The following is a 23,951-nucleotide window of genomic DNA, read 5'->3' as shown; positions in this document are numbered from 1 at the left end:
GGCGGGACAACGCCGCGCAACCCGTTCGACCTTACGGTTCAGGCGGCGCCGCACCTTGAACCCGTAATTCCCCGCCCCGCGCAGGAGCAGGCCGCGGCGGACAAGCTGGCGGCGCTTCGCGCCCGCACGGGGCGGCCGCCAAATATTCTGATTTTCCTCGTGGACGACATGGGCTGGGGTGATGTCGGCGCGTTTGGCGGTGGACTTCTGATCGGCGCCCCGACGCCCCATATAGACGCGCTCGCCGCGGGCGGACTGAAACTGCTTTCCACCTATTCCCAGCCCACCTGCACGCCGACGCGGGCCGCCCTCATGACTGGCCGTATCCCGGTCCGCAGCGGGCTGAATCGCCCGCTGCTGTCTGGCGAGCGCTACAAGGTGAATCCCTGGGCAGACGAGGTGACGGCCGCCCGCCTGTTGTCCGACGCCGGTTACACGACGGCGCTGTCGGGCAAGTGGCATCTGGGCGAGGGCGAGGGGCTTTACCCGCATCAGGTCGGCTATGACGAATATTACGGCATCCTCACTGTCATCAGCGAGATGTCGCAGCAGGTGGACGGAAGGCTTTATCCTGATCTGGTGCTCAGGCCCGACCGGCTCAACGCGATCAGAAGCATCGCTCCGGCGCATATCACCAGGGGCATCAAGGGCGGCGAGATCGGGATCGACCGGGCAACCCGGACCATTGATGAATTGTCCCGCATCGATCAGCACTTCGCCGATTTCTCGGAGGGCTTCATCCGCAGGCAGGCTGAAGCAAAAAATCCATTTTACCTGATCCATTCCTTCGGCCGTTTGCACAATGATACGTATCCCGCCCCAGGCTATGCCGGAAAGAGCCCCGCCGGCTTTCCGCATCGCGATGCGATCATCGAGGTCGACGATATTGTCGGACGGCTGATGCGCGTGCTGCGCGAGACCGGCCAGGAGGAGAATACGCTCGTATTCTTCACCAGCGACAATGGCGGCAATGAAGACCTTTGGCCCGACAGCTCCTATCAGCCGTTCCGCGGCGGCAAGGGTACGACCTGGGAAGGCGGTGTGCGCGTCCCCGGCATCGCCTCCTGGCCAGGCATGATCAGGGCGGGGCGTATCTCCGACGGGCTGTTCGACCTGTGCGACCTGTTCAATACGGCTGTGGCGCTTGCGGGTCAGGAGGGGAAAATTTCGCCCGACCGCTATATCGACGGCGTCGACCAGTCATCGTTCCTGTTGGCCGATGACGGGGCATCGCGTCGCGACGCCGTATTCATGTATCGCGAGAACCAGGTCACGGCGCTTCGCTGGATGGAATACAAGGTCCATTTCATGGTTTTCCAGAACGAAACGGTTCGCCGCAATCTCGATGCGAGCACATTGACGCCGGTCGGCCAGTCGCCTTGGGTCTTCAATCTTTACATGGACCCGAAGGAGCAGGCCTCGCAGGGACATTCGCGCTTCGAATGGGGCTTGCCGCAGGTATCGGCGCGGCTGAACCGGCATCTCGCCACCTTCGAGCGCTTCCCGGCAAAGGATCTTGGGCTGGCGAAGCGTCCCGGAGGCGGGTGATCGGCAAAGCGCGCCAACGGTGGCCTTGTCGTGTCCGGGCCACCCGGCTGCGTCGTCGTATGAAAGAATTGTTTGCCGCCAGGCGGCCGGCGATGACCGTATTGCCTCCTGACGGCTACGGCCTGAGCCGCTCGCTCGGGGTCGCAGGCGTCAGGCCCTGCTGGAGAGAACGCCATGTGAAAGCGGCGCGATCACCGGCCATTCCCCGTTCACCAGTTCGTGTCGACGCATGGCCCTCGCGGATGGGAGGGCTTGAGCCACGCCCCCGTCATTGACGCAACTTTATGAGGCTCCGTCCTGGCTTGCCGACGCGGGCGGGGATGGGGAAGGCGCGGCGTCTGCCTGGGGAGGGGCTGGTGGCGACGGCGCCGGAGCGGGGGCAGGGGCAGGGGCAGGGGCAGGGATTTCCGCCGCGCCAGCGGATGGCGGGGCCGCCATGATGACCGGTTTGGGCACGGCCACGATGCCGTTGTCGCGGAAGGCCTGCTGCACGAGGGCGTAAACTTTCTTGCGAATGGTGAACTGCTTGCCGGCGCGCGCCTTGAATTTGCCGCGCACCAGCAGGGTGCCGTCCTCCACGCCAAAAATGCCCTGGCTCTTGAATGTTTCCAGCAGGTCGCCCTCAAACTCCGGATCGGCGGCCAGCTCGGCGCCAATCTGCTTGAACAGCTTGCGTACTTTCTCCACGTCGGTGTCGAACGACACGCGGAAGAGCAGTTTGACGATGACCCAGTCGCGGCTGAAGTTCTGGATCTTGCCGATCTGCCCATAGGGTATCGTGGCGACCGCGCCGCGGGGGTGCCGCAGGCTGACGGACCGGATCGAAATGCGCTCCACGGCGCCCTTGGCGCCGGATGTCTCGATGTATTCGCCCATGCGAAAGGCGTCGTCGATGAGAAAGAACAGCCCCGAGACAATGTCCTTGACCAGCGTCTGGGAGCCAAAGCTGATCGCCAGGCCAAAAACGCTCAGGCCGGTAATCACCGGCCACACATTCATGCCGAGCAGGAGCATGATGGTGAGCGATGCGATCAGCACGATCAGCGACCGCGCCGTGCCCGCGATGAGCGGAAACAGCGTTTCCAGGCGGGTGCGGGGCGCATGTGGTTCCTCGTTGGTCGCGGCGTTTTCATGCCCCCTGCGCGTCAGGCGCTCAAAACAGATGCTGATCGCGTTCCAGCCCCAGGCGGCGACCAGGGCGACGATCGCCAGCGAGATTGAGCGCCACTCCGCCTCGCCCGAATGCACCCCGAGCGCCGCCAGCGCCGGAAACGCCCACTGGTAGCCGATGGTGATCAGAACCAGAAGGATGAAGGCGAAGCGGCTGGTGCGGTAGAGGGAGGCGAGGGGAATGCGGTCCGAAGCGGTTTGTTCGCGCGTGCGCGCCCACTCCGCCAGGGTGACGTCGATGTGCGGCGTCAGCAGCAGCAGCAGCAGGGTCAGCAACAGCGGCAGACCAGGCAGCGGATGTTGCACGGTGATGGAGATCTGTAGCGCGGCGAATGTCGCCAGGGTCGCCACGGCGGCGACAATCGGCCAGATCGCCGCGAAGCGCAGCCGGGTGATCGTGCGCGGCGGCGGGCCCGCCACCGCCGACATCACCGGTTGACGATAGTAAATGTAGGCGAAAATGGTAAGAACCATGACCGGCAGGCTGACCAGCGCCGATGAGGTGATGTCCAGAAGGCCGGCATTGGCGCGCAAGCCGCGCAGCGTCGACGTGGTCGCCAGCCCCAGCACGCCCCAGATGAACGCCGCGCTGACCAGTTCGCCGAAACTGCGCAACCGCTGGCGCGCCGCGCGCGGGGCCCAGCCCGCCGCCATGATGCTGATGAAGACATGGCGGCCTGACAGGGCGACAAGTCCCGCGCCGCTCCACAGGATCATCAGGCGGCGCGTCGCCGGCTCATTCGACAGCAGGCGGCTGGCGACAAGGATCGCCGCCACGGCGAGAAGGAATGCGCAGATCGTCCGCAGCAGCCGGCCAAAGCGCGCGCCGCGCCGCGCCACGATCTCGCGCGCGGCCCACAGCGCCACAACGCCGCCCGCCAGCGAGAGCGCGGCGATCAACATCACCATGCCCGCGCTGCGCCCGTCGGCGTGCATGGCGCCGAGCAACGCGGCCCAATCGTCCTGAAACTGGAATACGTTATTGACGCGCCGGATGACGCCCTCATGAATGACCGTGGCTATCCGGTTCGCGCCCTCGGCGATCAGGTTGGCTTCATCGCCCAGGTTTTCCGCTGGATTGTTCTGCGCCACGCCTGCTGCTCCCCAATGGCCCTTGTGCGTTTGTTTTGAAGGGTGAGGCGATGTTTATCAAGCGGTCGCAGCTGGCCGGAGCGAAGCCGCCGCCAGCGGCAGGCGCGGGCTTTGTCGCCCAGGCCCTGCGAGCCGGCATGCGGGCCGGGCAGCGGCCAGCGTACGTCTGATCATGGCACGGTTGGGCAAGGTCGGCAAATCGTATCAATGCAAACAGCGTGCTCTGGCTGGAGCATTGGCGTGATCCGGGCGCGTCGCCATGGCCGTGTTCGCAATATAATGTACGTGCGCCGCGCGCTTGCTCCGGCGGGTGATTTGCCGTTATCTCGGGGTCGTCGAAAACAGACGGACTGGCGTGTTGAATTTTCTGAACATCAGAACCGATTGGCCGTGGCTGGATACGGTTATATTTTTCATCCTTCTCATATTGCTGGCGGTGATCTCCCGCTTCGTCGTCAAGGGGCTGCTGCTGCGCGGCTATGACCGACTGGTGGCCCGCACGGCCTGGGGGCGTGATCCGGAGTTGCGGCGGCATCGGGTGATGGAAAGCCTGACGCTGGCCGCGCCCGCGCTGGTCGTCTCGGCGGGCGTTGGCCTCGCCCCGCATGCGCCGGAGGCGTTCATCGCCATCACGCGCAATGTCGCCAATGCGGTGGTGGTGCTGGCCCTGGCCCTGGCGGCCGCGGCGGCGCTTGACCTGGCGAATGTGCTGTATCACCGGCGCCCCGGGGCGCAGAAACGGCCGGTGAAAGGCTACTTCCAGATCCTGAAAATCGCGCTTTACGTGCTTGCGGCGCTGCTGATGATCGCCACGATCATCGACCGTTCGCCGGTCATCCTGCTGTCGGGCCTTGGCGCCATGGCTGCGGTGCTGATTCTGGTGTTTCAGGACACCCCTGCTGTCGCTGGTGGCGGGCATCCAGATATCGTCCACCGACATGGTGCGGGTCGGCGACTGGATCGAGGTTCCGGGGGAGGGCGCGGATGGCGATGTGATCGAAATCGCCCTGCACACGGTCAAGGTGCAGAACTGGGACAAGACCATCACCACGGTGCCGATCCGCAAGCTGGTGACCGGAGCATTCAAAAACTGGCGCGGCATGCGCGAGGCGGGCGGGCGTCGCATCAAGCGCGCCCTGAGCCTCGACCAGACCAGCATCCGTTTTCTCGATGCGGCTGACGTGGAGCGTCTCGGCGCCCTGCGCCTGCTGCGCGATCACCTGGCCCGCAAGCAGGAGGACATCCTGCAATGGAACGGACAGCTCGGCCCCGGGGAGGCGATTCCGGCCAACTGCCGGCGCCTCACCAATATCGGCGCGTTCCGCGCCTATGTGGAGGCCTATCTGCGCACCCATCCGCGATTGCGCCAGGATCTGACGATCATGGCGCGGCAGCTGCCGCCCGGGCCGGAGGGGTTGCCCATGGAGGTGTACTGCTTCACCGATACGGTGGTGTGGACGGAATACGAAGGCATCCAGGCGGACATCTTCGATCACCTTTTCGCCATTCTGCCGGAGTTCGGCCTGCGGGTCTTCCAGGGACCGGCGGGCGCTGATCTGCGCGCCATGGCCGCGTTCGCAGGGGGCGGGCGTCCAGGCGCGGCTGAACGCAGGCGCGACATGACCACCGGCGTGGCCGTCGCCGGCCCGGGCGCGCGGTAAGCCGCGCACATCCGCGGCGCATCGGGCCGGAGGCGCTTAAAACCGGGACGCTCCGTCCTGGTCGCGGCTGCGGAACAGGAACATCACAATGAAGCCGCCGGCCAGGCCAGTAATGGAGGCTGGCGCCGTGAGGGCTGTCGCCACTGCCGCGCCCGCCGGCGCCCCGGCGATTCCCGAGATGCTGGCGGCGAGACGCGCGCCGCCGTCGGTCACGATGGCGTCGAGCGCGCCCCGTAGCGTCGCCGGGGCCCACGCGTTATTGGCCAGATAGCGCGTCACGTCGATCACCAGCGCGACAAAGCCGCCGACAACCGCGAGAAAGCCCAGGAATCTCAGGATCGCGCGCATGTTCCTCTCTACGGTTGCCGACCGGCATGCTCCCCGCGAAACGCCGGCGCCGGCAAGACTGTCGACGCCGCGGGGCGTGAAAAACCGCCGGTCGATCCACCGGCATTTTCAGACAGGCGCCCGCATCGACATACGCCGGATCAGGGAGGCGGGGCAAATGTCCGGCTACAGGCGCGGCTTCCTCACGGCCTTCCTTTTTACTGCTTTCCTTTTCATCACTTTCCTGGCGACAGCGTCGCCGCGACAAGGATGGCCTTATCGCGCCCGGAGCGCTACATCCTCTGGCGCACAGGGTAAACGGGCGGGCGGAAGCCGCGTCAAGCAGGGGTTAGGGTAAGGATGGCCTGGTCGCCGCAGCAGGAAGACGCGCTCAACGCCGTGGCGCGCTGGCTGAAAAAGGGCTCGCCGCAGGTGTTCCGGCTGTTCGGCTACGCCGGCACGGGCAAAACGACGCTTGCCCGCCATATCGCGGAAGGCGTTGACGGCGAGGTGGCGTTTGGCGCGTTCACCGGCAAGGCGGCCCTGGTCATGCGCTCGAAGGGCTGCACGGACGCCGCCACCATCCACTCCATGATCTACCGTTCGCGCGGGGTGGAGGAGGAGGCGCCCACCTTCGTCATCAATCACAGCGGCAACGCTTCCAAGGCCAGCCTCATCATCATCGACGAATGCTCGATGGTTGATGAGGAGCTGGGCCGCGATCTCGAATCGTTCAACACGCCGATCCTGGTGCTGGGCGATCCGGCCCAGTTGCCGCCGGTGAAGGGCGGCGGCTATTTCACCGCCGACGCGCCCGACGTGATGCTCACCGAGGTGCACCGCCAGGCCAAGGACGACCCGATCGTCCGCCTGTCGATGATCGCCCGCGAAGGCGGCGACATCGCGCTGGGAGACTATGGCGAAACCCGCGTCATTTCCCGGCGCGACATCGACGCGGAGGCCATTCTGGCGGCCGACCAGGTGCTGGTGGGCATGAACCGCACCCGCCGGCTTTACAACGGCCGCATCCGCGAACTGCTGGGCTATCGCGATCCGATGCCCGGCGTCGGCGAAAAGCTGGTCTGCCTGCGGAACGACCGGGCGAAGGGCCTGCTCAATGGCGGCGTTTTCCGGGTGCGCAGCAATCGCGGCGAATCGAAGGGCCTGGTGCAGCTCACCGTGCAGCCGGATGAGGACATTGGCGGCCGCTCGGCCAAGGTGAAGGTGTTGCGCGCGTTTTTCGAGGGGAGTGAGGAAACGCTGCCCTGGGAAATCCGCCGCCGTTCGGATGAGTTCGACTACGGCTATGCCCTCACGGTGCATAAATCCCAGGGCTCGCAATGGGATAATGTGGTGCTGTTTGATGAAAGCTACGCCTTCCGCGAACACCGCCACCGCTGGCTCTACACCGCCATCACCCGCGCCGCCCGCAAGCTGACGATGGTGGTGTAATATACTGGCGTAGCGTTCCCCGCAACGAACCCCCTTCAGCCGCAGCAAAAGCTTGCGGGCCCGGCGCCCCAGAATGCGCCGCCTGTCCGCCTTGTCGCATCCCCTAATTGCACCAGGGACGGAGGTGTGGCGTTGCCCGTTCATTGCGTGCAGGTCTTGCCGGCAATGCCGGTTGCGCTCCTGTTTCGCGGCTCCGCGGCGGGTTTGGAAACCGCCGGTCGTCAGGATGTGACATAGCTGTGGAGCCGGAAGTCGATCTCGTAAACGTCCGAACGGTTCTGTGATATGAAATTCACCGCCGTGACATTGTTGCAGGTGTTCGCCAGGGTGTTCTTGATTGTCAGCAGTCCGATGTGGGGTGACGGTTTGGTGATATCTTGGCCACCAGCGTACCACGGGTATCTCGTGGATGTTGCCCCTTGGGCTACATAGATGGTGCTCACCCCGGCCGCAATGCCCGGTATGGACATTTTCACTGTGAGGCCAGTGTAAAAATCAATCCAGGTGTCGTCATTTGCACCGTCATAGGGTGCAAAGACATGCTCTGAGCCGCCACAGGCGGTAACAAACGCTTGTCCAAGGGTACGATTGTGTTGCTGCTTCACATCAACAGTGAGCGTCCACCGCCACGACTGTGACTCCGGGTGAGAGTACGGGGCGCCCAGCCATGGTGTTCCGTTGTTCGTCGGATATAAGCCTTCATTCATGATGGTTGGCGTCAAGTATTGAGATAGATCCATATACAGTTCTTGAGTTGACATGTATTGTATCCACTTCAAAAAATACGTACTCTGAACTAATTTATCAATTATACTTTTGAGTTGAGCTGTATTATGGAACGATTGTTGCCATGGATTGTTTCAGCGGTTGAAAATACGGCGCCCTGGCGGGTGCGGGCGACTGTCTGAGGTTTTATGCCGACATCTTGGCTCCATGGAACACGTTATACTTAAGAATGGCATGCAAATTTGAGTGTTTTATTTAACTATACCTTGAACGTGTGAGATAAATTTCTTGTCGATGAATGAGAGTGGTTGCCGGAGCGTCATGCATCTTCTCCTGTTTCTGTGGGGGGCATTATGCGCGAATACAGGAAATATTTTAGTTTTTCCGTGGGGCGGCTGACTTATGCAGGATACGCTGGTCGTGCCGCTGCCTCCGGGCGCCATCCGGCAATCGTCTGGGAGTCTGCAGGCAGCGGGCTGCCGGGGGCGGCTCGTTGCGCCTTTTCGAGAAGGCGTGGGCGACGGCTTTTGTTGAGAATGCCCTGACGCCTGGGCTGCGAGGCCGCACACGGGCGATGACGCCGCGCAAATCGGTTGCCGGCGACTTGGCGTCCCGTCTGGCTTACTCTGCACCAGGGCGCCGGTCGCCAGCCTCGTTGCCGCCGCCGATAGTTTGTCCGGTAGCGCGGAGCACGTTTCCGCTCGTGGTAGGGGGGGCGGCGAGCCGGCCGTATGACGTCGTATTGGCGTCCCGGTGCGTTGGTGGTTTAGGAGGTGATGTATTTATTGATGTAAAAGTCGATTTCCCCGACGTTTCCGCCGGTTGTGCACTCTATGGTTTTGGCGTTTGTGCAGAAAAAGTTGCCGGAGAACGTAAAAGTTGCGCTTTTGTGGTCGTCAGATACGGTAAAGCCGCCGTTGCCCGCCCACCACGGATTTTGACTTCCGGACTTGCCTCGTCCGATATATATGTTGGTGTTGGTCGCGCCGCCATCTGCCGACCAAAAGTATAACCAAATAGCAAAGAAAAAATACATTCCATCTGGCTTGTCTCCCTTATAGGGAGAAAAAATATGGTCCCAACCTATGCCATAGCGAAAGAAGTTGTTTTGTACTTCGCTGCTTGCTTCTCCGTCGAAGTCTAGCTCTAGAGTCCATTTATAATAATTTCCAGAATCCACAGGATCTGATACTTTTGCAAACACCATGCCTTTTAGTGGCGGCGCCATAAAGTCGCCGGGTGTAAATGGAACTGGTTGTAGTCTTTTGTCTGTGTACATAATAAGTTGTTGGGTAGACATGTATGATTCTCCATTAATTGAAAGATATTATGCACGCCATGGGTAAAAATTAAGATTTTCTATGGGTCGGTTGGCTTGCGTAGGCCCACGCTGATCGCGCGGCTGCCTCGGGGCGTCATAGCAGATTGCCATGAGTCGTCCCGATGCGCCTTTTTGAGAGAGGGATCTGGTTTTCGTTGAGAATGCCCCGGCGCCAGGCTGCCGGCGCCACGTCGGCGGTAATGACGCCGCCAATCGAAAACGGGCGCCCTGCCTGGCTCATCCCAGCTCCGAACCGCCCGCCAGGGCCAGCGCCTGGGCGCGCGCCACTGTCAGCAGCTCATCGGACAGGGTCGGGTTGACGGCCGCGACGCTGCGCGCCAGCGACAGGCCGCCGGCCAGCGTGGCCAGCAGCACGATGGCGCGGGAGCGGGCTCCCGGGTCCGCCGCCGGTTGCCCGTCGCCCTCTGCTTCACCGGCGGCGCGGCTGGCGAAGGCCAGGGCAAGATCGGAGAGGTAGCGCTCCAGCCCCTCCGCATAGGCGCGCCGCACCTCGGCGCCCTCGCGCGAGACGTCGGCGCCAAAGGCCACCATGGGACAGGAGGCGCCGCTGGCGTCGCGCGCCTTTGGGGACAGGTAGTGCGTGATGTAGTCGGCCAGCGCCGCGCGTCGCCTCTCCGCGTCAGCGCCTTCGCCGATGTGCGCCAGCCGCGCGACCGCCAGGTCAAAATTATGGGTAAGGGCGGAAGCCTGGAGCTCCGTCTTGGAAGCAAAATGATTGTAAAAGCCGCCATGGGTCATGCCGGCGGCGCGCATCAGCTCCGCGACGCTGGGGCCATCGAGGCCCCGCTCGCGGAACAGTCGCGAAGCCTGGGCCACCACTTCCGCCCTGTTCGCCTCCGCTTTCTTCCTGCTGATCCGCATGATGAAAGCCTGCCTCCACAATATGCCGGCGGCGCGCCGGAATGGCCGCCGCGGACGGATCAGATCCAACCATCGCCATACGCCATGCACGATATATCGCGCACGGCTTGCCAAGGGGCGCCAGTACTTCTCAGACGCCGCCAGCGCTTTTGACGCGCCCGCATGGCCACATTCTGTCAAGCCCGCAGCCGCCCGTCCGGGCGCGCGCCGGTCAGGGCGACATGGGCAGGACTGCGCCAGCGGCGTCCCCGCTGGCGATGGAAAAACCGCGACGAGCCCCCTTGACGTTTGATGATGTCTGTCATCATTAATTGATGACGATCATCATCATAATGTCTGCTGTTCCGCGTGTCGAGCGGACCGCAGCTCCGGCCCCGGGCCGCAGGCGGGAGTGAACATCATGCTGGCGCAGACCATGGCCGACGCTCTGGCGCGGCGCGGGCTTCACTACGGCTGGATCGTGGTGGCGGTCACCTTCCTTACCAGTCTCAGCATCGCCGGCACGGTTGGTCTTGGCGGCGTGTTCATTACGCCGGTGGCGCAGGAGTTCGGCTGGAACGCCGCCGACATGTCCAGCGTCTTCGCCATACGCCTGCTGCTGTTTGGTCTGATGGCCCCGTTCGCCGCCGCCTTCATGGAGCGCTATGGCGTGCGCAATGTGATTGTGCTGGCGCTGGTTCTAGTGACCGGCGGCATGGCGGCCGGCGTCATGGCGGCCAGCCTGTGGCAGTTCGTGCTGCTATGGGGTGTGGTCGTTGGCCTCGGCACGGGGCTTACCGCGATGGTGCTGGGCGCCACGGTGGCGAGCCGCTGGTTCGATGAGCGCCGGGGTCTGGTGCTCGGCCTGCTGACGGCGGCGGTGGCCACCGGCCAGCTCGCCTTCCTGCCCCTGGCCGCATGGCTGACGGAGCACTTTGGCTGGCGCGTGGCGCTGGTCCCCACCATGGCGTCCCTCGGGCTGGCCGCTGTCCTCGTGCTGCTGTTCATGCAGGACAGGCCCGCCGATGTGGGCCAGCGCGCTTTTGGCGCCGCGCCGCCCCGTCCGGGCGAAGCGCCGGCCCCACCACCGGCCCGCGCCGGCAATGTCGGCGCCGCTGTGCTGCGGGCGTTCGGCATTCTGGCTGAGAGCGCCCGCAGCCTGCCGTTCTGGGTCTTGTTCGGCACCTTTTTCATTTGCGGTCTCAGCACTGCCGGCCTGGTGCAGACCCATTTCATTTCGCTGTGCGGCGATTTCGGCATGCCCCAGGTGGACGCCGCCGCCACCCTGGCGATGATGGGGGCCTTCGATTTCGTCGGCACTATTCTCTCCGGCTGGCTGTCCGACCGTTACAACAACCGCAACCTGCTGTTCTGGTATTACGGCCTGCGCGGCCTGTCGCTGCTGTGGCTGCCGCAGAGCGCCTTCACCTTCTATGGCCTGTCGCTGTTCGCCATGTTCTATGGCCTCGACTGGGTGGCGACGGTTCCGCCGACCGTCAAGCTGGCCGGCCGCTATTTCGGCGCTGAAAAGGCCCCGCTGGTGTTCGGCTGGATCTTCGCCGGCCACCAGATAGGCTCGGCCGTGGCCGCCTGGGGCGGCGGCCTGTCGCGCGCGCTGCTCGCCAGCTATCTGCCGGCCTTCTATATCGCCGGCGCCCTGTGCCTGGTGGCCGCCGCTTCGGTGTTCCTGCTCCGGGACAGGCGGGCGCCGGCAAGGGAGCCCGCGCCGGCCTGAGGATCACGGCCCGCCCGCTCCGGTGGCCGGTCGGGGCGGGCCCGTGATGCCTGTCCGGCGCCGTTCAGCGCCCTGCGGGATCAGGCGCCGTCCGCGTCCGGTCCCATGGCCAGGCCGGCGCGCAGTCGCTCCATGTCAAGCGCGCCTTCCCATTTCGCCACGACAAGGTTGGCGACGGCATTGCCGGCGAAGCTGGTGAGCGCGCGGCATTCGCTCATGAAGCGGTCGATGCCGACGATAATGGCCAACGCCGAGACGGGAATGTCCGGTATGACGGAGAGGGTCGCGGCAAGGGTGACAAAGCCTGAGCCGGTCACGCCTGTCGCCCCCTTTGACGTCAGCATCGCCACGCCAATGATCATCAGCTGTTGGCCGAGGCCAAGGTGGATATTGGTCGCCTGGGAGAGAAAAATGACGGCGAGGGTAATGTAGATGCAGGTGCCATCCATGTTGAAGCTGTAGCCCGTCGGCGTCACCAGGGCGACGACGCGCTGTTCTGCTCCAAGCTTCTGCATCTTGCGCATCAGATGTGGCAGCACCGGCTCAACCGAGGAGGCGCCGAGCACAATCAGAAACTCGGTGCGCAGATAGGCGACGAGACGGAAAATGGAAAAGCCGCACAGCCGGCAAACCACGCCGAGGATCACGAACACAAACACGGCTGCGGTCAGGTAAAATGCGCCGATCAGCCAGGCCAGACTTCCAAGCGCGCCGATGCCGTATTTGCCGATGGTGAAGGCCATGCCGCCGAAGGCGCCCAGCGGCGCAAGGCAGGTGATCATGCCGACAAGCCTGAAGAACAGCGCGCTGGCGACCTCGGCCGCCTTCTGGATGCGAACGCCGGTTTCGCCAAGCGACAGGCACGCCACGCCCGCGAGTGAGGCGATCAACAGGGTCTGTAACGGATCGCCGCCGCTGAGCGCGCCCACGAAGCTGTGGGGGATGGCGCGAAGGATAAAGGCGATGAAGCCGCTGTCGCCCTTTGTCGCAGGCAGCGTTTGCACCAGCGCCGGATCAAGCGCGGCTATATCGATATTCAGCCCGGCGCCGGGTTGCAGCAAATGGCCAGCCAGCAGGCCGACCAGCAGGGCGCCGGTGGTGGCGACTTCAAACCACACCAGCGCCTTGCCGCCGACACGGCCAACCTGGCCAAGGCTGCCGGCGGACGCGATTCCGTTGATCACGCTGCAGAAAATCACCGGCGCGATCAGCATCTTCAGCAGGTGTACGAAAATGTCCGATACTGGCTTCAGCGTGGCGCCGGTCGCCGGGAAGAAGTGACCCACGGCGATGCCTGCGGCCATGCCAATGAGCACCTGCACATAAAGCGGTGGCCACCAGCGCCAGTGGCGACGGTGTGTGGGAGGCCCCCGCCGCGCTTCCGCGCTGTCGCTGGCGAGCGCCGGGATTGCGCCGGAATTGACCATGTGCGCGCTCCTGCCGGTTGGCCCGGCGCGCAAGCCAGGCCCGCATTGAAGCAGCAAGGTTAGGCGCAGCGGTGGTCAGGCAATGCCCCCGGATGGGGATGCGGCGCTCAAACTTTGGTTGAATATGCGCGCCTTCCGCGCGGCGCGTCCGGACCTGCGGGCGGGCGTTTTTACAGTATGGCCAGATCGAGCCAGTCGCATGATGCGAACGTGTAGGAGCCGGAGGCGGGGCTGTCACCGACCCGGCGCTTCTTGAGGGGGCCGCGGATGTGAATCTCATCCATCGGCATATGGACTTCGTGTATTCGTTTTCTCAGTCTCGCCTGATTTCCCGGGTTGCCATTGAACGTTCCAAGAATTTTCTTGTTCTCAGCTTCGGCTTCCGCCATTTCCGCTTTTGTTCTCGGGAACTTTTGCCGACCGCCGCGATATATATAATATTCAGCATGTATGCCAAATTGTTCATTCAAGTCCAGATATGAAAGAGAATTGTGGGTGTCTGTTTTTATTTTATACAGATAGCCTATTGCAGGTTTTTCGGCATTAATTGCATAAATTGACTCGTTTTCCGCCGAGGTTTGGTATTTATTAAAATAATTTTTAAAATCCGTGCGGGAATAGTGGCTGAAGATGCTGGTGTTTCCGGCGATGTAGTGTTGCACGCCGGCCGGGCTGGCGGAGGCGAACACGGTCTCTTCGTCTGGAAACAACCTGAAGTTGGTGGTGGACCCGGACGCGGCAAGACGTCCGCTGATATTCCTCCCGATCTGGGTGGCCGTGACCGGCGAGGCTGTGTCAAATCGCCAGGCAGTGAGGGGCCATGCTTCGGCCTCGAAGTTTCGCCATCGGCGCGACGGGGGGATCGAGTCGGTGAGGGGGGTGGGAATATCTGACACAGGTTTCTCTCCCCTGGCCGTCCGCCCCGTTGGCGACCGATGCGCCTGCCCGATGGACGTTTGGTCGGCTCTGGCCAGATTGCAAAAATGGCGCCCCATCAATGATCGGCAAAAGTTCAGGCGCAGCCCGATTTCGCAACAGGCAGGCTGGGCAGCGCCGGCATTCATGAAACGTGGTTTGAGGGAGGAGCGCCAGCGACTGCGTAAGGCGCCGGGCCTGGCGTTGCCGGGCGCCCCGTCGTTCGCGGGCCAGTCCATGAACATGCCTGCGAAAGTACGGGTCATCAGCAATGTTCAGGAAAAGCAAAACGGCCCGGGCATGTGCGCCGGGCCGCTTTCATTCAGTTCTGACGCCAGGCGGCCGGATCAGCCGCCGACGTTCAGCGCCGCCAGCGCCGCCATGTTGACGATCTCGCTGTCACGGGCGCCGAGCGGGGCGATCTGCACCGCGCGATCAAGGCCGACGATCAGCGGGCCAATGACCGTGGCGCCGCCGAGCTGTTCCAGCAGCTTGGTGGAGATGGCGGCCGAATGGATCGCCGGCATCACCAGCACATTGGCCGGACCCTTCAGGCGCGAGAACGGGAACTGCTTCATCAGGTCCGGATCGAGCGCCACGTCGGCGGCCATCTCGCCTTCATACTCGAAGTCGACATGACGCTGGTCGAGAATGCGCACGGCTTCGCGCATCTGGGCCGAACGCTCGCCCTCGGGCTGGCCGAAGGTGGAGAACGACAGCATGGCGACGCGCGGCTCGTGGCCGAGGCGGCGGGCGGCGTTGGCCGCCTGCACGGCGATGTCCGCCAGCTCCGTCGACGTGGGCATCTCGGCGATGGCGGTGTCGGCCACCAGCGTCATGTGTCCGCGCGAGAGCACCATGGAAAGACCCATCACCCGGTGGCCGGGCCTGGTGTCGATCACCTTGCGCACGTCGCTGAGCGCCTGGGCGTAGTTGCGGGTGACGCCGGTGACGATGGCGTCGGCGTCGCCCATGGCGACCATGGTGGCGCCGAAGTAGTTGCGGTCGTTGTTGATCAGCCGCTGGCAGTCGCGCAGCAGATAACCCTTGCGCTGCAACTTGTTGTAGAGGAACTGCGCGTAGGCGGGATTACGCTCCGACAGGCGCGAGTTGTGGATTTCGATGCCCTCGCGGCCATCCAGCTCGATGCCGGCGTTGGCGGCGGCGGCGCGCACCAGCTCCTCGCGGCCCACCAGCACCGCCGTGCCCAGGCCCTGGTTGACGAAGGAGACGGCGGCGCGGATCACCTGCTCCTCCTCGCCCTCGGCGAAGACGACCCGCTTCGGCTGGCGCCGCACGCGCTCGAACACACCCTGCAGCACGCCGGCGACCGGATCGCGGCGGGCAGAGAGCTCGTTGCGGTAGCGCTGCATGTCGACGATGGGACGGCGCGCCACGCCGGTGTCCATGGCGGCCTTGGCCACCGCCGGCGGCACCGTGTGGATCAGGCGCGGGTCGAACGGCACGGGGATGATGTATTCCCGGCCAAAGCGCGGGCGCGTGCCCTGGTAGGCGGCGGCCACCGCGTCCGGCACGTCCTCGCGGGCGAGGGCGGCCAGCGCCTCCACGGCGGCGATCTTCATCTCCATGTTGATGCGGGTGGCGCGCGCGTCGAGCGCCCCGCGGAAGATGTAGGGGAAGCCGAGCACGTTGTTCACCTGGTTCGGATAGTCCGAACGGCCGGTGGCGACGATGGCGTCGTCACGGATGGCGTGCACCTCTTCCGGCGTCACTTCCGGGTCGGGGTTGGCCATGGCGAAAATGATCGGGTTGGGCGCCATCGACCGGATCATCTCGGCCGTGAACGCGCCCTTCACCGACAGGCCCATCACCGCGTCGGCGCCCACGAAGGCTTCTTCCAGCGTGCGCGCGTCGGTCTTCGCCGCATGCGCCGACTTCCACTGGTTCATGCCTTCCTGGCGGCCCTGGTAGATCACCCCCTTGGTGTCGCAGAGGATGACGTTCTCGGGAGCAAAGCCCATGGCCTTGATCAGCTCGACGCAGGCGATGCCCGCCGCGCCGGCGCCGTTCACCACCAGTTTCGTGGTCTTCGGATCGCGGCCGGTCAGATGCATGGCGTTGAGCATGCCGGCTGCGGCGATGATCGCCGTGCCGTGCTGGTCGTCATGGAACACCGGAATGTCCATGAGTTCGCTGAGGCGCTCCTCGATGACGAAGCACTCAGGCGCCTTGATGTCTTCCAGATTGATGCCGCCGAACGAGGGGCCGAGATAACGCACCGCGTTGATGAAGGCGTCCGGGTCCTTGGTGTCGACTTCCAGGTCGATGGAGTCCACGTCGGCGAAGCGCTTGAACAGCACCGACTTGCCTTCCATCACCGGCTTGGAGGCCAGCGCGCCGAGATCGCCAAGCCCGAGGATCGCCGTGCCGTTCGAAATCACCGCCACGATGTTGCCGCGCGCGGTGTAGTCGAAGGCGCGCGACGGATCGTCCGCGATCGCCAGCACCGGCACAGCCACGCCTGGCGAATAGGCCAGCGACAGGTCGCGCTGGGTCGCCATCGGCTTGGTCGGCACAATTTCCAGCTTGCCGGGGCGGCCGTTGGAGTGGAAATCGAGCGCTTCCTGTTCGGTGAAGGTCGGGCGCGCCTGGCGGCGCGTGGGCTGGTCGGTCATGGCGGAATTCTGTGCTCTTTATTCTGATCGGCGCGGGTGAGGTGGTGAAACCTTGCCCGGCTCCGCGCCCCGCTCAGGGTGGGGCGCCGGAGAGTACGCAGGCGGTGACGTTTCCTCAAGCGCGTGGGACGACAATTTCGCGCGTTCTGGATGTCTATTGGCCCATAAGACTGAAAAGGGCAAAAATTCTTTTGTCCAATGCCGGTCAAACTTCGCGGCGGTCCCGTCAGGAGCGAGTTACGGATGGCGCGCCCCGGTTTCGGGGCGATCCGCGCCATGGCCGGGCGCTTGTGCACAGTCCACGGCGTCGCGGCGGCGCCATTCTCTCCTGAAGTGCAGTAGCTTGCCGCGGTCAAAGTGGATTCTTTTCCGGGAACCGCCGCCATCGCGCGGCGCGGAGCCCGGCCCGAGCAGGAAGGCAGGCCGCAGACCCATGGCTGACGCCCAGACATCCGCCCGCCAGGAACCCGATGCGCCCGCGACCCGCGTGACGCCGATGATGGCCCAGTATCTGGAGATCAAGGCCGCGCATCCCGAAGCGCTGCTGTTCTACCGCATGGGCGATTTCTACGAACTGTTCTTTTCCGACGCCGAGGAAGCCTCACGCACCCTCGGCATCGTGCTGACCAAACGCGGCAAGCACCAGGGCGAGGACATCCCCATGTGCGGCGTGCCGGTGGAGCGCTCCGACGAATATCTGGAGCGCCTGATCGCCGCCGGCCACCGCGTCGCCGTCTGCGAACAGACCGAAGACCCGGCGGAAGCCCGCAAGCGCGGCGGAAAATCTGTGGTGAAGCGCGATGTGGTGCGCCTCGTCACCCCCGGCACCGTCACCGAGGAGCGGCTGCTCGACCCGGCCCGCTCCAGCCTGTTCGCCGCCGTGGCCCGCCAGCGCGCCGACGACGGCTGGATCTACGCCGTCGCCGCCACCGACATCACCACCGGCCGCTTCACCGTGGCCGAAACCGAGGCCGGCGGTCTCGCCGCTGAACTCGCCCGGCTCGATCCGCGCGAGATCGTCGTGCCGGACGCCATTTATGACGACCCGGACCTGGCGCCGTTCTGGCGTGAAAGCCGCGTGCTGGTGACGCCGATCCCGCGCGATGGCCTCGACCCGGCCTCGGCGACGCGCCGGTTGCAGGAGTACTATGGAGTCGCCTCGCTGGACGCCTTTGGCAGTTTCTCCCGCGCCGAAACCGCCGCCGCAGCGGCCGCGCTCGCCTACGTGGAGCGCACGCAATATGGCGCGCGCCCGGCGTTGTCGCCGCCGTCGCGCGGCGCCTCGGGCGGCGTCCTCTCTGTCGACGCCGCCACCCGCGCCAACCTGGAGCTGGTCCGCACCCTTGGCGGCGAGCGCGCCGGCAGCCTGCTGGCCACCATCGACATGACCCTGACGCCTGGCGGCGGCCGCCTGCTGGCCGAGCGCCTGGCCGGGCCATTGACCGATCTCGCCCGCATCCGCGCCCGTCACGACGCGGTGGAGGCGCTGGCCGGCGACAGCCTGCTGCGCGGCGCCATTCGCGAGCGCCTGAAGGCGGCGCCGGACATGGCCCGCGCCCTGTCGCGTCTCACCCTGGATCGCGGCGGCCCGCGCGATCTGGCGGCCATGTGCGCTGGCCTCCAGGCCGCCCACGGGCTCGGGTTGCTGCTCAGCCAGAACGACGGGGCGCCAGAGGAGATCGCCAGCGCCGGCGCAGCCCTGCGGGCGCTGGACGTGGGCGTCGCCGAAGCCCTGTCCGCCGCCCTGGCCGACGAACTGCCGCTGCTGAAACGCGACGGCGGCTTCGTGCGCGAAGGTTATGACGCGGCGCTCGATGAGGCGCGGCTGTTGCAGGCCGACAGCCGTCGCTACATCGCCGCCCTCCAGTCCCGCTACGCCGCGGAGACCGGCGTGCGGACGCTGAAGATCAAGCACAACAACATGATCGGCTATTACGTCGAGACGCCCCAGGCGGCGGGCGAGACGTTTTTGCAGCCGCCGCTGAACAGCCTGTTCGTCCATCGCCAGACCATGGCCGGCGCCATGCGCTTCTCCACCGTGGAGCTGGGTGAACTGGAGGCGAAGATCGCCTCCGCCGCCGACCGGGCGCGCGGCGTCGAACTGGCGGTGTTCGACCGCCTGCGCGCCCTGCTCATCGATCACGCCGGGCCGATCGTCGCCGCAGCCGCCGCTCTCGACGCGCTCGACGTCACCGCCGCCCTGGCGGAGCTGGCCGTCGAGCGCCGCTGGGTGCGCCCGGTGGTGGACGGCAGCCTCGCGTTCTGCCTGGAGGACGCGCGCCATCCGGTGGTGGAGGCGGCGCTGAAGCGCCAGGGCCAGCCCTTTGTCGGCAATGACAGCGATCTGGGCGCGCCTGGCGGCGAGAGCGGGCGCATCATGATCGTCACCGGTCCCAACATGGCCGGTAAATCGACTTACCTGCGCCAGAACGCCCTTGCGGTGGTGCTGGCGCAGATGGGGGCCTTCGTGCCGGCCCGCAGCGCCCATATCGGCGTCGTCGACCGCCTGTTCAGCCGCGTCGGCGCCGCCGACGACCTGGCGCGCGGCCGCTCCACCTTCATGGTCGAGATGATCGAGACGGCGGCCATCCTCAACCAGGCCGGCCCGCGCGCGTTGGTGATTCTCGATGAGATTGGCCGCGGCACCGCCACTTTCGACGGCCTGTCCATCGCCTGGGCGGCGATCGAGCATCTGCATGCGGTCAACCGCTGCCGCTCGCTGTTCGCCACCCATTATCATGAGTTGACGGCGCTGTCGGAGCGGCTCGACCGCGTCGCCAACGCCACCATGCGCGTCACCGAATTTCAGGGCGAGGTGGTGTTCCTGCACGAAGTGACGTCCGGCGCCGCCGACCGCAGCTATGGCATCCAGGTGGCGCGCCTCGCCGGCCTGCCGACGTCGGTGGTGGAGCGGGCGAAGCAGATCCTCGCCGAACTGGAAAAAGGCGACCGGGAAAAGCCGGTGTCGGCGTTGATCGACGACCTGCCGCTGTTCGCCGCCGCCCCGCGCATCGCGGCGCGTCCAGCCGTCGCCGTGGAGCCGGCGGGGCCCGATCCCCTGCGCGAGGCCCTGGCGGCCATCGACATCGACGACCTGTCGCCCCGCGCCGCGCTGGATGCGCTCTACAACCTCAAGGCCATGCTGCGCGACTGAGGCGGTTTCCGCAGGCCGGACGCTCAGGTCGCGCGGTTTTGCCGCGCAGCGAGGGCGCTGGTGGTCAGCTCCACCGCCAGCGCCAGCACGATAATGCCCGCGCCAATGCCAAACAGCAGCGGATAGTCATGGGTGCGGGCGAACACCCACGAGAAAATGTAGCCGGCGGCGGCCTGGCCGACGGCAAAGCCAACCGTGGCGATGCGCCAGCCGTCAGGGATCCGGTCCGCTGGCGCGACCTCGCGCAGCCGGCCCATGGTCAGCACCGCGACCCCGGGCACAAAGGCGCCGATCAGGATGCTGGAGCCCGCCAGCAGGATCGGGTTCGCCGAGACGGCGAGCACGCCGACGCCCAGCATTTGCAGCACCAGGCCAACGCGCAGCGTGGCGCGGAAGCCGAAACGATCGCCGCACGCGCCGGTGATCACCGGGCCGAGCATGGCGCCCACGCCAAACAGTCCCCAGTACATGGCGCCGCTGGTCAGGCCCCAGTTGAGTCCGCGCGCCACATAGTCCGCGAGGAAAATCATGTGCGGCACCAGGCCAAAGGCCGAGAGCGCGTAAACGGCGTAGACGCCAGCCAGCAGCATCGCCACGGCGGCGGCGGAGCGCCCATGGGGGACCGGAGCCGGGTTCGCCGCGGCCCCGGCGGGCTGTCTGGCCGGCGCCGGCGGCCAGCCGCTCCAGCCAAGGGCCGTGACGATCACACAGACAACCCCAAGCGCGATCCAGGTGAAGGTGAGTCCCTGGGTCACCAGCCACGGCACAAGCACCGCCCCAAGCGTCACGCCGAGCGCCGGCCCGACGAAGATCATGCCGGAGGCGAAGCCGCGCCGTTTCTCCGGCACGAACGGCAGCACGAACGGCGCCGCCGTGACCAGCGCCACCGCCCCCGCGAAGCCGGAGAGAAACCGCCAGAACGAGAACCAGAGAAAGGAGGACGGCCAGGCGCAGGCGAAGAAACTGACGGCGCAGGCGACCATCGAAACCTGCAACGCCAGACGGGGATGGCCGGAGGCGAGCTTGCGCGACAGCAGGGCGCCGATGAAATAGCCGGCGAGATTGGCCGCGCCGATATACGCGGCCTGCGACTGGTCGAACCAGTTCTGCCCGACCAGCGCCGGCATCAGCGGCGTGTAGGCGAAGCGCGCCAGGCCGATGCCGATGAACATGGCGCACATGGCCGAGGCTGTCAGCCGCCAGGGCGGCGGAACAGCGGGTGCGGCGAGGGGAAGGACATGTTCAGTCTGGGGCGGTGTCGGGCGCATGCCGCAACCATACACGGCCCGGCCCCGGTGGCGAGCGGGCCGCCTGGCCTGGGAGGCGTTCCTCCCAGGCGAAAAATGCATGCCGGCGGCCACGCGGTTCACGGCCCGCGCCGGCGCGCGGTCCTCAGTCTCTGGCGCTGTCCTGGAAATACGGTTCAACCGCGCCTTTCAGCTTCACGGCCATCGGCCGGCCCCGGCGGTCGACCGTGTTGCCGACGCTGAGCCGCACCCAGCCCTCGCTGACGCAATATTCTTCCACATTGGTCTTCTCGACCCCCTTGAAGCGCACGCCGACGCCGCGCGCCAGCACGGCTTCGTCGTGGAACGGGCTGTCGGGATCGACGCTGAGGCGGTCGGGCGGCGTGGCGGTCTGTTCGGTCATCTTCTCTTCCAGGGGGTTGTTTTCCAGGGGCGGTTGCGCAACGTCGATCCCCGACGCAGTGGACGCAGCTTGCGCCGGGACATCCGTGAAACCGCAGGGCAGGGCAGTTCCGGTCAGGATGAACCGGCCTTGCCCCATGTCATGCGGGGCCGGCTCATACCCCGATCCGGGCGGCCGGCGCAATGCGCGTCAGTTCAGGAACGGGTTGAACTGCCGCTCCTGGCCAAAGGTGCTCATCGGGCCGTGGCCGCAGATGAAGGCGATGTCATCGCCCAGCGGCAGCAGTTTTTCCTTGATGGAGCGGATCAGCGCGTTGTGGTCGCCGCCGGGCAGGTCGGTGCGGCCGACGGAGCCCTGGAACACCACGTCGCCCACCAGGGCGATGCGCTGGTCGCCGTTCACCAGCGCCACCGAGCCGGGCGAGTGGCCAGGGCAGTGGTAGACGTCGAACGTCGCGCCGCCGATCGTCACCTGGTCGCCTTCCTCCAGCCAGCGGTCGCTGGTGAGGTTGCGCACGCCGCCGATGCCCCACTTCTGCGCCTGCACTTCGACATTCTGCATCATCTCGGCGTCGGCCTTGTGCGGGCCCTCGATCTGGACGCCCAGTTCCTCGGCCAGTTCGGCGGCGGCGCCCACGTGGTCGATGTGGCCGTGGGTGATGATGATCTTCTCCACCTTGACGCCGGTCTGCCCCAGCGCCTTGCGGATCAGGTGCGGGTCGCCGCCGGGGTCGACCACGGCGCCGGCCATGGTGTCCTCATTCCAGATGATGGTGCAGTTCTGCTGGAACGGCGTCACCGGCACGATGGCGGCGCGCAGGGGAAATTCCGGCCGGTTGTTCTCGTCGCTCATGAGCGCTTCCTGAAATACGGCGGGGTCAGCCCGCCCGGTGATCCTTGCTGACGTTATGGGTAGCGGCATTCGGCGCCCCTGACCAGCGCGGCCGGTTTCCGCAGGAAATCGCGGCCCATCGGCGCGGCGGCGGGTTTCGCCGTGCAGACCGTTTCCATCCGGCGGGAACTTGTTCTATGGATGCGCAAAATCCGGCAAATCCGGAAATGGTTCGGGGGGTTGCGGTGCGCCGCGCGCCCCTTTTTGCTTTGGCGCATTTTCCCCGGGTGGGCATCGTCGCCAGGCCAGAAAATGTGCGGTGGAGTGGTCATGGGCTTCAAATGCGGAATCGTTGGTTTGCCGAATGTCGGCAAGTCGACCCTGTTCAATGCGCTGACGCAGACGGCGGCGGCCCAGGCGGCCAATTATCCGTTCTGCACCATCGAGCCGAATGTCGGCGACGTGGCCGTGCCCGATCCACGTCTTGACGCCCTGTCGGCCATCGCCGGCTCGCAGCAGATCATCCCGACCCGCCTGACCTTCGTCGACATCGCCGGCCTGGTGCGCGGCGCCTCGAAGGGCGAGGGCCTCGGCAACCAGTTTCTCGGCAATATTCGCGAATGCGACGCCATTGCCCACGTGGTGCGTTGCTTCGAGGACGGCGACGTCACCCACGTCGACGGAAAGGTCGATCCGCTGGCCGATATCGAAACCATCGAGACCGAACTGATGCTCGCCGATCTGGAGAGTCTGGAGAAGCGCATTCCGGGTCTGGAGAAGCGCGCTCGCGGCGGCGACAAGGAAGCGAAGGAGCAGATCGAGCTGGTCACCCGCGCCCTGGCCCTGCTCCGCGACGGCAAGCCCGCCCGCCTGCTGGAGTTGAAGCCGGAAGAGGAATTCGCCTTCCGCCAGCTCGGCCTGCTCACCTCCAAGCCCGTGCTGTACGTCTGCAACGTCGATGAGGCTTCGGCCGAAAACGGCAACGACCATTCCGCGAAGGTGTTCGCCCGGGCGCAGGAAGAGGGCGCCCGCGCCGTTGTCGTCTCCGCCGCCATCGAGAGCGAGATCGCCGTGTTGCCGGAGGAGGAGCAGAAGGACTACCTTGAGGCGATCGGCCTGACCGAACCGGGCCTCAACCGCGTCATCCGCACCGGTTACGATCTGCTCGGCCTCATCACCTATTTCACCGTCGGCCCCAAGGAAGCCCGCGCCTGGACGATCACCGTCGGCGCCAAGGCGCCGAAGGCCGCCGGCGTCATTCACAGTGATTTCGAGAAGGGCTTCATCCGCGCCGAAACCATCGCCTACAACGATTATGTCACGCTGAAGGGCGAAGCCGGAGCCCGCGACGCCGGCAAGCTGCGGCTTGAAGGCAAGGAATACGTCGTCGCCGACGGCGACGTGCTGCACTTCCGCTTCAACAACTGACGCGCCGGACTGCGGCG

Annotated in this window: 16 protein-coding genes and 1 pseudogene; 6 read left to right on the top strand and 11 right to left on the bottom strand. The window is 65.5% G+C overall.

The annotated features are described in order from the left end of the window. Positions 1–66 precede the first annotated feature (66 nt). Positions 67–1,548 carry an arylsulfatase gene (locus tag EV666_RS08735; protein ID WP_342635657.1) on the top strand — a complete coding sequence of 494 codons (1,482 nt, stop codon included), beginning with the start codon at positions 67–69 and terminating at the stop codon, positions 1,546–1,548. Between the two features lie 282 nt (positions 1,549–1,830). On the opposite strand, the gene EV666_RS08730 is transcribed toward EV666_RS08735, so the two are convergent. After that, on the bottom strand, positions 1,831–3,810 hold the full coding sequence (locus EV666_RS08730) for a mechanosensitive ion channel family protein (protein WP_132006190.1): 1,980 nt from the start codon (positions 3,808–3,810) through the stop codon (positions 1,831–1,833). 355 nt (positions 3,811–4,165) lie between these two features. Between EV666_RS08730 and EV666_RS08725 the strand changes: the two are divergent. Next, positions 4,166–5,471 (top strand): annotated as a pseudogene (locus EV666_RS08725) (mechanosensitive ion channel family protein). 36 nt (positions 5,472–5,507) lie between these two features. Here the strand turns inward: EV666_RS08725 and EV666_RS08720 are convergent. Next, a complete protein-coding gene (locus tag EV666_RS08720) occupies positions 5,508–5,819 on the bottom strand; it encodes a hypothetical protein (protein ID WP_132006187.1) in 312 nt (103 codons plus the stop codon). A 339-nt stretch (positions 5,820–6,158) separates the two neighbouring features. Between EV666_RS08720 and EV666_RS08715 the strand changes: the two genes are divergently transcribed. Beyond that, positions 6,159–7,250 (top strand): ATP-dependent DNA helicase, encoded by a 1,092-nt coding sequence (locus tag EV666_RS08715; protein WP_132006184.1) that lies wholly within the window; start codon positions 6,159–6,161, stop codon positions 7,248–7,250. Between the two features lie 221 nt (positions 7,251–7,471). Here EV666_RS08715 and EV666_RS08710 read toward each other — a convergent pair whose 3' ends face one another. The 3 genes from EV666_RS08710 to EV666_RS08700 form a co-directional block, all read right to left on the bottom strand. Next, positions 7,472–8,011, bottom strand: coding sequence for a hypothetical protein (locus tag EV666_RS08710; RefSeq protein ID WP_132006181.1), 540 nt, complete (start codon positions 8,009–8,011; stop codon positions 7,472–7,474). Positions 8,012–8,742: 731 nt separating this feature from the next. Beyond that, a complete protein-coding gene (locus EV666_RS08705) occupies positions 8,743–9,276 on the bottom strand; it encodes a hypothetical protein (protein WP_132006178.1) in 534 nt (177 codons plus the stop codon). 258 nt (positions 9,277–9,534) lie between these two features. Then, a complete protein-coding gene (locus EV666_RS08700; RefSeq protein ID WP_132006175.1) occupies positions 9,535–10,179 on the bottom strand; it encodes a TetR/AcrR family transcriptional regulator in 645 nt (214 codons plus the stop codon). 400 nt (positions 10,180–10,579) lie between these two features. Between EV666_RS08700 and EV666_RS08695 the strand changes: the two genes are divergently transcribed. Then, on the top strand, positions 10,580–11,893 hold the full coding sequence (locus EV666_RS08695) for an MFS transporter (RefSeq protein ID WP_132006172.1): 1,314 nt from the start codon (positions 10,580–10,582) through the stop codon (positions 11,891–11,893). Positions 11,894–11,973: 80 nt separating this feature from the next. Here the strand turns inward: EV666_RS08695 and dctA are convergent, their stop codons facing one another. From dctA to EV666_RS08680, 3 genes are all read right to left on the bottom strand, one after another. Then, positions 11,974–13,320, bottom strand: a complete 1,347-nt coding sequence (gene dctA, locus EV666_RS08690; protein ID WP_132006169.1) for a C4-dicarboxylate transporter DctA — start codon at positions 13,318–13,320, stop codon at positions 11,974–11,976. A 170-nt stretch (positions 13,321–13,490) separates the two neighbouring features. Next, a complete protein-coding gene (locus EV666_RS08685) occupies positions 13,491–14,501 on the bottom strand; it encodes a protein-tyrosine phosphatase family protein (protein WP_132006166.1) in 1,011 nt (336 codons plus the stop codon). Between the two features lie 81 nt (positions 14,502–14,582). Further along, on the bottom strand, positions 14,583–16,871 hold the full coding sequence (locus EV666_RS08680) for an NADP-dependent malic enzyme (protein ID WP_132006162.1): 2,289 nt from the start codon (positions 16,869–16,871) through the stop codon (positions 14,583–14,585). Positions 16,872–17,304: 433 nt separating this feature from the next. On the opposite strand from EV666_RS08680, the gene mutS reads away from it, so the two are divergent. After that, entirely contained in the window at positions 17,305–20,025 is a 2,721-nt protein-coding gene (mutS, locus tag EV666_RS08675; RefSeq protein WP_132006159.1) for a DNA mismatch repair protein MutS, read from the top strand. Positions 20,026–20,048: 23 nt separating this feature from the next. Here the strand turns inward: mutS and EV666_RS08670 are convergent, their stop codons facing one another. The 3 genes from EV666_RS08670 to EV666_RS08660 form a co-directional block, all read right to left on the bottom strand. Beyond that, positions 20,049–21,206, bottom strand: coding sequence for a YbfB/YjiJ family MFS transporter (locus tag EV666_RS08670; protein ID WP_207906369.1), 1,158 nt, complete (start codon positions 21,204–21,206; stop codon positions 20,049–20,051). Positions 21,207–21,417: 211 nt separating this feature from the next. Further along, positions 21,418–21,675, bottom strand: a complete 258-nt coding sequence (locus EV666_RS08665) for a DUF3297 family protein (protein WP_132006153.1) — start codon at positions 21,673–21,675, stop codon at positions 21,418–21,420. Positions 21,676–21,864: 189 nt separating this feature from the next. Next, positions 21,865–22,527, bottom strand: a complete 663-nt coding sequence (locus EV666_RS08660; RefSeq protein ID WP_132006150.1) for an MBL fold metallo-hydrolase — start codon at positions 22,525–22,527, stop codon at positions 21,865–21,867. A gap of 309 nt (positions 22,528–22,836) precedes the next feature. Here EV666_RS08660 and ychF point away from each other — a divergent pair, with 309 nt between their 5' ends. Further along, positions 22,837–23,934 carry a redox-regulated ATPase YchF gene (gene ychF / locus EV666_RS08655; RefSeq protein WP_132006147.1) on the top strand — a complete coding sequence of 366 codons (1,098 nt, stop codon included), beginning with the start codon at positions 22,837–22,839 and terminating at the stop codon, positions 23,932–23,934. Positions 23,935–23,951 lie beyond the last annotated feature (17 nt).

Source organism: Camelimonas lactis, assembly GCF_004342915.1.
Classification (GTDB): domain Bacteria; phylum Pseudomonadota; class Alphaproteobacteria; order Rhizobiales; family Beijerinckiaceae; genus Camelimonas; species Camelimonas lactis.
The sequence above is the reverse complement of the archived record's forward strand: the minus strand, read 5'-3'. Positions and strand labels throughout refer to the sequence as shown.